Raw genomic sequence first — 3,026 nt, 5'->3', positions numbered from 1 at the left:
CCCCCCCCGCCCCTTCGGGGAGCCGTTCGCCACGTGGCAGGGGTGCATGACGGGCGGGCTTCGCCCTACTTATGCACCCCATGCCCAAGCGTATTCTCATTCCTCGTTGTCAAGGTCGAGCCGCTTTGCGGTCGCCTTGCGAACCTTGACAACGATCCATTGAGAAGCACCTCTCAGACCTCCTCACAGCCTCTCTAAGCTCGTTTTTAACGAAGAGCTAAGTCAAGGGTTTGGAGCGGCCCGCAGCGACGTAGGAGCGAGGACACGGGCCCTTGACTTAGATCGTAGTGGACAGCCTTAAGCTCTGGTGTTGGGAAGAAAGGGAGCTTGCGACCGTTGACCCAGCACCCGAGCCTCACGGCGGCGAGTGCGGGGAGTCCAGAGGGGCGGAGCCCCTTGGGCAAGGACGAAGTCCGCTGCAAGTAATCAGAACAGCAAATACCCCAGTATTTCAGTGATGATTGGGGGGAGCCGCAAACGTAGAACGTCCCCAGACGGTCAGGGGAGCCCACGACCCATTAGTGAAGCGGGGGGCTTGCCCAGCGTGTCAAGCGTAGCGCCGACCCCCCGACTTTGTAGCTCGCCCCAGCGAGTCCTTGGAGCCGAGTAAAGACACCACTCCGGAAACGGGGTCGAAACCGGACTAAAAAGGCGGGGGGTCGGGGCTTTGCCCAGACACGCCCATACAACTGAAACGAAGCGTCCAGCGAAGTGAAAGGCGTAAGCCGTGAAACGGCTGAAGTGCTTGAATGACGTGGCGTTCAGCCACTAGTGAAAGCGATATCTTAAGAACTTATCAGTTACTAAAAGGCAGTTTTCACTATCAATTTTACCGTCAATTTTAATGTCATCACTGAATGACATTAAAATTGTTATTTAAATTGTTATTTAAATTGGTGGTTAATTGACCCAATTAATTGCGGGTAATTGAGTATGAAATTGACGGTTCACCGTCAATGCCGAGCGCAGCGGGAAAAGGCTTTTCTCGGCTTTGCCGAGGCAGATTTCCTCACAAAGTGAGGTCGAGGCGTTAGCCTTGAGTAGAAATAGAAGGGGAAAAAGAAAAATAATATATAAGTTATTGATTTTTATATCATTTGTATATTTTGAAAGGTGACAATAGGATGACACCTATAGGTGACATAAGCTATGTCACCTATTGTCACCTATGAAGACTTGTTTGTCTCAGGTTGTGACTGTAGTATCTGTCTCTAGTTGTGACAGGAATGACACTTATAGAGGACAATTTTTGATGACAAGTGACAATAAGAAAATCCAAACATTGGAAGCTCAACTTACTCATACAAGAGCCTTATTAAGCCATACTGTGGACACCCTACAAGAAGAAAGGAGACTCGCTGCAGCCACGAAAAACCGAGTTACTGGCGGTTATTACATGATGAGCAGAGCAGCAGAAAAGAACCTCAGAGCACTTCAAAAGGAAAACTCAAACGCTAGTTTGGTGTTCAGTATCATCAGAGAGAATATGCAGATAGGGACAAATGCAGTAACGATTTCGAATGAAGCTCTTGCAAAAATATTAGGGGTTTCAAAGAGAACTGTTGTACGAGCAACTAAACATTTGAAAGAAAAGCAGTATGTTCAAGTAATAAAGATTGGTACAAGCAATACATATGTAGTCAATGAACAAGTCGCATTTGCTGGGAGTGCAGGACAGAGGAAAGCGGTTTTCTCTGCCACTGTTGTCGCTCACGAATGTGAACAAGATGAAGGCTGGGATAAGATCAAAAAATTAAAAGCCGTTCCTGTCATATATGACGATGAACGTGTGATTCTTACCAACGACGAACTTCCACCTCCCGACCAGAAAGACCTAGATCTGAACTAATATGCATACGGATGGTAATGCGGCCAAAATCTATTCTTTAAGTAGTCAGCTGCGTAGCTATGATCATGTCTACTGCAATCAAGGCCTCTTACATGATAAATATTTGAAGTGCTTGAATCATGTGACGAACGTCCTACGTATTTGGCGGGAATACATGACAAGAGACAAGACTCATAGAGAATGCAGAGAGCAGGTTTGATCTGCTTTCTATCAATACCTAGTTTTTCAACCAATTTGCTATATGAGACCTTTGCTATAGGCTCGTCATTGTCTGTAATTGTCAAAATGTATAGATAAATCACCATAGCTAATCTTGAAATAACACCACGATTCGGAACACGATTCAGCAGCTCGTTAATGGGTAGCCTAGGCACAAGTGAATACCCGTATTTAACATCATTTCTAGTAAATGGTTTTAGAACAAATGAACTTCTCTTTTTCCCCCTTTTTAATAAATTAAAGTCCTCGTGTTCTAGCAAATCTAAAGCCCTGCTTATCATAGGTCTCGATAATCCTGTTGAATGAATCATCTGCGTATAAGTGCACTCCGCCATCCTGCTTCTCATATCACTCATAGACGAGATGTACAAAAAACACTTAACCATAGCAATTGAGTCCCCTGGGGACTCAGCCAAGATTCTTTTGTATAGCCCATCATCTTTGTGAAACTCGTAATTTGAGAATGTCCCAAAAATTAGATTTCTCTTCTTCGCCATTATTTTTTTTCTCCACTATTTCTCATGCACCAAACCACGAAACAAATCGCAGCTAATGCAAATAGTGTCACTGCTGAATCAGGGTTTGCGTTTAGAAACTCTCCTAAACTGACTAGTACTGTTTTGCTTTCTTCATTGCTCATAAAACCTCCCAAAAGTAATTGCTTATAGGGAGTCATTATGTGCGTTTAAAACAGTATATCTAGACAGAGTTTTTTTTAAAATGCTACTTAAATCAAGCTATATCCCTTACAGGTAAAGGGATAGCGGATTTTTGTAAATAGTAAATCGATATATTAAATAGTTAATGAAAGCCCCATATTTGGGTGCTTTTAATTGCAAATAGTTAATGAAAAGCACCATTTCCCCCCCCCGCCCCTTCGGGGAGCCGTTCGCCACGTGGCAGGGGTGCATGACGGGCGGGCTTCGCCCTACTTATGCACCCCATGCCCAAGCGTATT

At 44.5% G+C, this 3,026-nt stretch carries 2 protein-coding genes; one reads left to right on the top strand and one right to left on the bottom strand.

The genetic code is table 11. The features are described 5' to 3' along the window. Positions 1-1,252 precede the first annotated feature (1,252 nt). Positions 1,253-1,849, top strand: a complete 597-nt coding sequence (locus tag C8D85_RS18045) for a replication/maintenance protein RepL (protein WP_133565361.1) — start codon at positions 1,253-1,255, stop codon at positions 1,847-1,849. A 715-nt stretch (positions 1,850-2,564) separates the two neighbouring features. Here the strand turns inward: C8D85_RS18045 and C8D85_RS18125 are convergent. Beyond that, entirely contained in the window at positions 2,565-2,708 is a 144-nt protein-coding gene (locus tag C8D85_RS18125) for a hypothetical protein (RefSeq protein ID WP_162847627.1), read from the bottom strand. Positions 2,709-3,026 lie beyond the last annotated feature (318 nt).

The organism is Marinomonas communis (genome assembly GCF_004363305.1).
GTDB classification, from domain to species: Bacteria; Pseudomonadota; Gammaproteobacteria; order Pseudomonadales; family Marinomonadaceae; genus Marinomonas; species Marinomonas communis.
Note: the sequence above shows the minus strand (reverse complement) of the source record. Positions and strands in the feature narration are given on the sequence as shown.

Bases quoted from the DNA above. Each gene is read 5' to 3' on its own strand.
- C8D85_RS18125 (WP_162847627.1), bottom strand. From the start codon at position 2,708: ATGAGCAATGAAGAAAGCAAAACAGTACTAGTCAGTTTAGGAGAGTTT.
- C8D85_RS18045 (WP_133565361.1), top strand. From the start codon at position 1,253: ATGACAAGTGACAATAAGAAAATCCAAACATTGGAAGCTCAACTTACT.